The 7,722-nt window shown below is 46.4% G+C and carries 6 protein-coding genes; 5 read left to right on the forward strand and 1 reads right to left on the reverse strand.

Annotated elements, in window-relative coordinates:
* Nucleotides 1-191: 191 nt before the first annotated feature.
* From JWG39_RS15460 to JWG39_RS15475, 4 genes are all read left to right on the forward strand, one after another.
* Entirely contained in the window at nt 192-950 is a 759-nt protein-coding gene (locus JWG39_RS15460; RefSeq protein ID WP_205220343.1) for a hypothetical protein, read from the forward strand.
* A complete protein-coding gene (locus tag JWG39_RS15465) occupies nt 950-1,789 on the forward strand; it encodes a hypothetical protein (protein WP_205220344.1) in 840 nt (279 codons plus the stop codon). Before JWG39_RS15460 ends, JWG39_RS15465 begins: the two co-directional genes overlap by 1 nt.
* 166 nt (nt 1,790-1,955) lie before the next feature.
* On the forward strand, nt 1,956-3,806 hold the full coding sequence (locus JWG39_RS15470; protein WP_205220345.1) for a glycosyltransferase family 2 protein: 1,851 nt from the start codon (nt 1,956-1,958) through the stop codon (nt 3,804-3,806).
* A complete protein-coding gene (locus tag JWG39_RS15475) occupies nt 3,778-5,355 on the forward strand; it encodes a hypothetical protein (protein WP_205220346.1) in 1,578 nt (525 codons plus the stop codon). Before JWG39_RS15470 ends, JWG39_RS15475 begins: the two co-directional genes overlap by 29 nt.
* Here JWG39_RS15475 and JWG39_RS15480 read toward each other — a convergent pair.
* Nucleotides 5,352-6,140 carry a hypothetical protein gene (locus JWG39_RS15480; RefSeq protein ID WP_205220347.1) on the reverse strand — a complete coding sequence of 263 codons (789 nt, stop codon included), beginning with the start codon at nt 6,138-6,140 and terminating at the stop codon, nt 5,352-5,354. The two genes, JWG39_RS15475 and JWG39_RS15480, sit on opposite strands and share 4 nt — an antisense overlap.
* A 1,170-nt stretch (nt 6,141-7,310) precedes the next feature.
* Here JWG39_RS15480 and JWG39_RS15485 point away from each other — a divergent pair.
* A complete protein-coding gene (locus JWG39_RS15485; protein WP_205220348.1) occupies nt 7,311-7,496 on the forward strand; it encodes a hypothetical protein in 186 nt (61 codons plus the stop codon).
* The last annotated feature ends 226 nt before the right edge of the window (nt 7,497-7,722 follow it).

The raw sequence follows: 7,722 nt of genomic DNA on the forward strand, positions 1-7,722 counted from the left end.
GAATAAAGCGTAAATCACTCATCTTAGTATAGAGTTAAAATGAAGATCATCTCTTGCTTGACAACATCTTGAATGTTTGACGTTTTTTTTTAAAAAAATATTTTTTTTGCAAGGTGCGAAATATAAGTCATAAAGAGAAAATTTCACCATTTTTTGCTTCTTTTTCCTTACCCGTAGACAAACTGACAGATATGAATCGGCTGGAAGTCGTCTTTACCTATTACCTGAATGAGGGAAACTGCAAGGGAATGCCAGCGGAAATGGAAGCCACCTTGTTTGATGATTCAAGCCTTATCATTGGTTCTGAATATACTGGACAAGACCTGCAATTAAATAGAGTCATGGGCAGCATGAACGGACGAGGTGCCCTTGTTGTGCCCCGGATGTCCTCTACGGCCATGCGCCCTCTGGTGGAATGGGCTGCCATGTACGGTGAACTGCACCGTAAGGTCCCGGTGTTCACGCTTGTTGACAAGATCCCGAATACAGTGCAGTTTGATTATTTTGTTCTGTCTGTGACCGATAATCCGCTCCCTTCCGAATTCACACCACTGATAACAACAGGTGAAGATATTGCGATACGTAATCCGCTGACAGGTGAGATTCCGTTCAGGGTAACCCCCGATGCTCCTGTCTGGATCACTCAGACCTTCAGGCACCAGAATGCTCCGACATTGGTATTTTCATGCCTTGCACCGGATAACGCACCCATGCCAGCACTGGACCTGAAAGCGATGGAGCAACTTGGTGGCAATGCAGCCGCCAGCCGGGACCAGTACTGGCAATCCATGGTGATTGGAAAAAAACTGATTGCCAGCCCGCCAGATCAGCCCGATTTTACGTATTACTGGAATAAATACAGTCTGTTGGCAACCCTTGCCCTCGCGGGCATACTGGTTTGTTTCTTTTATTATGTATACACCCGACTTACGGGAAAAAGGACCCCATAATGGAAACCAAAATGTTTTCATATATCAGGCCGGTAACGGTGACCTGCCTCACGCTGCTCTGCCTCTGCCTTGATTCCTTCCCGGCAGGGGCTGAAGCATGGCCACAGAAACAGAACGAAATTTTTCTTGCTCCAAAAGTTGAATATTATTCAGCCGGAGAGTACTGGGATCGCAGCGGTGACCGACACAGCATGAAAAAAGATTTTAAGAAATTATCCACTCAGACTTACATGGAGTATGGCCTGACGGGAAAAGATACACTGACGGCAAAAGCCTTCTACGATTTCGTGGACAATGAAGATGGCAGCACACAGGGCTTTTCTGATGTTGAACTGGGGTACAGACGATGTTTGCTCAATCAGTCAGGTATTGCCCTCAGTGCCGGCATTACCGGATTGATTCCCGCAGGGTATTCCATCAATGAAATGCCGAGTCTTGGATATGACCGTCTGGGATTGGAGACATTCCTTGCTGCAGGCTACGGCTGGGAAGTAACTGGACGTAACGGTTTTGCTGAGACGACAGTGCGATTCCGGACCTATGAAGGATTTCCGTCAGATCAACTGCGAGGCAGTCTTGTTCTGGGGCAGGACATAACCCGCATTTTACAGTTCATTCTGGAGTCCGAAATCCAGTGGGGTCTTGATAACGGGAACACCGTACAGCTTGATGATGACACAACCATGGACGCCTATTACCGTCTTTTTAAAATGACACTGCACTGCCGGATAAGAATGACCGACGACCAGTCACTGGTATTCTCGGGATTCCACAATGTATGGGGAGAAAATACTGGAGCAGGTGGAGGTTTGGCCCTGGCGTACTGGATAACATTCTAATTCAAATCTCCCTGACTTTTTCACTTCATCATATTGAAAACGCGTGAGAGCACGTTGATATATCATGTCTATTTTTCACGCAATTTTAACACGTACTCACCAAAGGTCAGCACAGACACGACCTGAACTGATGAAAAATCCGGGCTGCACCTGGTAAGGCGACAACATGGAAAAACGGGTTGGCGACATTTTATTAGAACAGGGTCTGGTGACTCCCGAGCAGCTCAAAGAAGCTCTGGAACTGCAGCAGACAAAAGGTGGACGTCTGATGTGGATTTTGGGATCTTTGGGATATATTTCCCGGCGTCAGCTTTTTGAAACCCTGGCTGATCATTACGGGCTTGAGTTTACACTAATGGATAAAAAAGCCCGAAAAAGTGTAGACTGGTCCCTGTTGCCTGAACTGACGTCAAAGGAGGCTATTACCTTTCAGACAGTACCTGCAGCCGTACAGCAGAACCGGATAACGCTTTTGACAGCCTTCCCACAGCACACTGAAATGCTGAAGTTTTATGCACAAAAATTTCCGGGCATGATATTGCAGCAGGTGGTGATTACTGACCTCGATTTTTTAGAGTTGACGAATAGTCATTTTCAGGAAGGCCTCCTTGATGACACGGTATACGGGCTGTATTCCCGCAACCCTGATGAATCCGCCCGATATGTTTTCAGTCCCTCCCAGGTTCTTGCACTTGCTGCTGTCAGCCTGTGTCTGTTGACCCTGACTTATTTTATGCCCACAGTCGTTTCCAAAACAGTTTTATTTGTCATAAATGCAGTCTATCTTGCAACCATTCTCTTTCGTTTGACACTTTCGGTTGAAGGCGCTCGCAACGAGATTATTCAGCCTGTTACCTCAGAAGAAGTAGAGGCACTTCAGGATGAGGATCTGCCTTCTTATACAGTGCTGGTACCGGTGTACAACGAGCCTGAGCTGATGCCCGCTCTTATCAAGGGACTGGCTGGTCTGGATTATCCCAAAAACAATCTCGATGTATTACTGCTTCTCGAAGAAAATGACACCAAAACCATTGAGGCTGCCAAAAAAGCTGAACCTCCTGTTAACTGGCGTTTTATTTATATTCCTGACATTCCGCCAAAGACAAAACCCAAGGCATGTAATTACGGGGTCCATTTTGCAAAGGGTACATACCTGACCATTTATGATGCTGAAGATATTCCCGAGCCGGATCAACTCAAGAAAGCCGTTGTTGCCTTTCAAAAAAATCCCCCCGGAAAATTTCTTTGCTTTCAGGCAGCACTGAATTATTTCAATGCCGATCAGAATCTGATTACCAAACTTTTTACCCTCGAATACACCTATTGGTTTGACTACCTTTTGCCAGGCCTGGACAAATTGAAACTCCCCATTCCACTTGGCGGAACCAGCAATCATTTTGATCTTGCACTGCTCAAAGAGCTGGGATCCTGGGATCCTTTCAACACCACAGAGGATGCGGACCTCGGCATACGGGCCGCTGCCAGGGGATACAGGGTAGGTGTTATCAACTCAACAACCTTTGAGGAAGCCAACAGCCGTTATGGGAACTGGATCCGCCAGCGATCACGCTGGATCAAGGGCTATATGCAAACGGCCCTTGTTTTCAACCGACACCCCGTCAGGCTCCTGCGCAGGCTGGGACTCAAAGACTGGCTTTCTTTCCAGCTTTTTATAGCAGGCACACCGCTGTTGTTTCTGCTGAATCCGATTATGTGGAGTTTCTTTATTTTCTGGGGGGTAACTCAGATAGATATCATGCACGCTCATTACCTGCCGTTAACCACATTTTTCGGCATGATTAATCTGGTGCTTGGGAATTTTCTGGGCATCTATCTTAACTGTATGGCGGTCTTCCGCAGACGATTGTATTATCTTCTGCCCTTTGCCCTGCTCAACCCCTTTTACTGGCTTTTCTTTCATACACCAGCCGCCTATAAGGCATTATGGCAACTTTTTGTAAAACCCCATTACTGGGAAAAAACAACCCATGGTCTTACAAACTCTCAACATAAATAAGCTTTCTGATCCGAGACCGGCAGTTTCTCTCGTGTCCGGTAAAGAAAGCGTAATCCACAGTATCTGGCTGTTTCTTTTGCTGGCAACCGGCCTCGGACTGTGTCAGTTCATTATCAACATCAGCCTGTTAAAGACAGGAATATTGTCCGATATCAATATATATTTCGGGACAAAGGCGATACTGGCTTATAATGGGACTCCCCCAAAACTTGAAAATATTGGTGGAATTTACCCACCCATCCCCTATTTTCTTGTGCTGGTATTCCGAGATCCTCTCATTGCCAGCGCCGTTGCCGGGGGGATAGTTCAGGCAGCCATTATAGCGCTCCTCAACAGCCTTCGCCAAGAGAAGAGCATCGGGACGGTTACAACGTTTCTCTGCATTCTCTCTACTCTGTTTCTGCCCCAGCTACTGTTTGTGTTTACCCAGCGTATTGATCTCAGCCTGACTGTGTGTACGTTTATTCTCACAATGTGGAGCCTGCGTCGGGTAGAACTGTATGGTCAGACTTATCATCTGACCATCTGCAGCCTCTGCATGGCTTTATTGTATTTATGCGATCCGACCACGTTGATACTTTGCCTGCTTTTTGCACCTTATGTTGCCAAACGGGGTCTTGAAGTCCACCACTCCATAATTGCTGTCCTTGTCCTGACGTATCTCCCCCTGATTTTTTTCGCCCTTATTCAGAATCCCATGAGCCTGCTTCTTACCGGCGAAGGAGATCCTTTTGAACAATGGCGCTCTTTTCTTTTAATCAGCCAGCACATTGATATGATAGAGGCGAGACCCGGGCAGGGCAGCATTGTTGCTGCAGCCAGTGAAACCATCAAACGACTTTCTGACACCGCCTTTCTCCTGATACCCTGGGCAGTGGCATGGGGCCTGCTTCTGGTTCGGGGCAGCTGGAAAATGTTGCACCCCATGCACAAATATTTTCTGGCTCCCCTGCTCTACTGCGGATTGTCGCTGTATCTCGGCACCGGTCTTTTTGAACGTTCAAGTGCGGCTTTTCTTATTTTCCCCCTTCAGACACTGCTTATGACCACCCGGGATTTTTCATTTTCCGGTGTAAAGCAGCGCACGTGTTCCATTATTGCAAGTGCCTGTATACCGCTCCTGCTGATTGGTGGATGGTTTGATATGGAGCAATCTCCGGACAAGGCCGAGCAGCAGTTTGTTGATACTCTGTTGCGCCACGAGCCGGACCACCGCCTGCAAGGTATTAATAACATTCTCAATGCACTGAAAGATTCCAGGGGACGTATTCTTATGGATCCGAAAAGGAATATGGAATTGATCTTTTTTTCCAACAGCCCTCAGCGCTTTTTGCTCCCAGAACAACTCGATTATGAAATGGGCCTTTCCCTGCCTGCCATGTATGTCGATTATGTTGTGGTCTATACAGACCCGACCTATGATGCTTTTGCCAGAAGACACCCCTCAGTCATGGACGGGAAACTTGCCGGATTTCATTGCATCTTAAAACAGGGGAAACGTCTGGTATTCAAACGAACGGCGGCAGCCTCTCGTTTGCAGAATCCTTAATTTGAAGAACCGCCCGACCGTATCTCCAGATTAAAGTTATCAATGGTGGCTGCCGCTTCGGCGTTGACCATTTCAAGAACAAAATCCAGCTGGTATATTTTCAGATCTGCAAGTTGAGGGCGAGCACTACCTGGTTGCTTCAGTCCTGGGAAATTTGTCTGCACCGCCTGGACAAGCTGTGGAGTGATGTCAGTACTCCATGACATCTTCTCTCCGAGGATGCCGGGTTTCAGGGCAATGGGCACATGGAAGGCCAGGTCATCCTCCTGGGGAACGATGTTGCCCATATTGGATTTGTGGTAGATGTACAAATCAATGACCAGGGGTTTTCGACCGAGGCGATCTTTTCCCGGCGGCATGCCAGGACCGGAAAGCCAGATATTAACAGCAGCCATAACCCACGAATCATTGGGGGTCAGAAGCTTTGCCGTATCCACGATGCAATCCAGATTCAGCAGCACCCGCCTGTTGTGTAAAGAACCGGGAGACGGAATATGATACTGTCGAGGGTCACCACTCCCGCTCCCCCAGATGTCCCCCTGAACAAAACGGGCATACCCCCAGGCTCTCCCCGGATGCGTGTCTTTACCGTAAAGATAAACATCCCACCCGCTACTTTTAAACCTGGTCGCCGTCAAGTTGTGATCAAAAGAACCTTTAAAATTGGCATACGCAAAGCCCCAGGATCCGATCCCCCAGGGGGCAAGGATGTCACTGCCCTCTTTAATAACTCCGCTGTCAAACACCGGCAGAGAGAAATCCCCGTCGGTATTCCATCTGTTCATTTCCTGACACCTGGCCCCCCCCGGTCCCGCCCCTGGCAGACATTGAAAGAACTGAATTACAACAAAGAAGACCAGCAGCGTCTTATGATTTTTAAATCCCATTGAATTGCCTCAGACAAGAATAATTATCAGTACAACACACTATCGGGTACCTTGAATAATCAATCTTTCGTCCATTTTCTTCGTTACAGTAAAAATTTATCCTCCGACAAAGCGAGGAACGAGACGTCGAGGGAAGCGCCAGACTCCGATATCAAAGTTATACCATTTACATTTTGTATTAACCAGAGGATGCGAGTAAAGATAGAACAACAGCAATTCTCTATTTAATTTTAAAATCTTTTTTAAAGTTTTTTGCCTTTATTCGCATGTTTAGAGCTTTTATTCGTTGGCAAAAAGTTTTTCGCTGTTCCGTCTTTTGCTTTTCCCTGTCTCCCGTCTCCTTTCTCCTGTTTCCCGTCCCCCTGCCTTTACATTCGCCAATAGAAAGTGAAAATGGTATTAAGTAAGGTCACAACTTAATAGGAATGGTATTATCCCCCGTTTTGTCTCCTGTTTATCCATTCATGGTTACAAAAGGAACCACGAATGGACACGAATTATTACTGAAAAAACCATAAGAGAATGCCCTTGTGGTTGAATTCGGTTTGTTGTTTGCTTTGAGGTAATTGATGTTTTCCGTGTCCTTCCGTGTTTTCCGTGGTAGCAAACTGCATGAGTACTGTGGTAACGTATTGTTTTTGCTTATCGGCCCATAAGGAGCAGGGTCTGTTCTCATGCTTCAGGTAAACTACGGAAGACACGGAAAGCACCGAATATGGGAGCGTAAAACGCTCAACCCCGACTTTCGGATGACTCCCAAAGTTGAATGCTTAAAGCTCAGTAACAGACCGACTCGATAACCCGATTTTCCAGGGTGTCCATAATTTCAAGGAAGAAGGTAACTACTCACCCCCCCTCAAAAAATTAATAAATAAAAAAAAGCTTGACAGGTTTTTCAAGGGCAAAAAAATAAATTTGAGACCCATTGAAAAATGGTCGATGTGAGCCTGCTGGCGCTACCATACATGATAGCTGAAAGACAAATGCATCCGAATGGTTACAAGGAGACGTTTTCGTTCAGTACAAGGCATCTCTGGAGGTCGAAAAAAGCTGTGGTATAGTATAGCTATGGCAACGATGAACAAGATAAGTGTACGCGAAGAAGTTGCTCGCGTAAAACAAGAGTTCGAACAACTCTGCTCTGCTGGCAAGGTAACGCCGGAGGTCAAAATTGTGATGAACAGCTTGCTGGTCGTTGTGGAATTGATACTGTCGATCTTTCTGGAAAAGAAGACTCGTAAAAACAGTCAGTAGTGTCCGGTTAAGATTTTGCATGTAGAAAAAATAAATTACAAGGAGAAGCTTTTTTCTTGACAAATAAGTGAAATTCCGAGTTTGCCCTCCTTAAAAGACTAATCTTCTAAGGAGGTTACGATGGATTTTGTAACTTTTCGCTCCCGGCGATATGCTGTCCCATCACAAACACACTTACTCAAACCAACAAAGCAGGCCTTGGTCAATGCACCACCGCTTCGATCAA

This window comes from Desulforhopalus vacuolatus (assembly GCF_016918505.1).
In the GTDB taxonomy this organism is placed as follows: domain Bacteria; phylum Desulfobacterota; class Desulfobulbia; order Desulfobulbales; family Desulfocapsaceae; genus Desulforhopalus; species Desulforhopalus vacuolatus.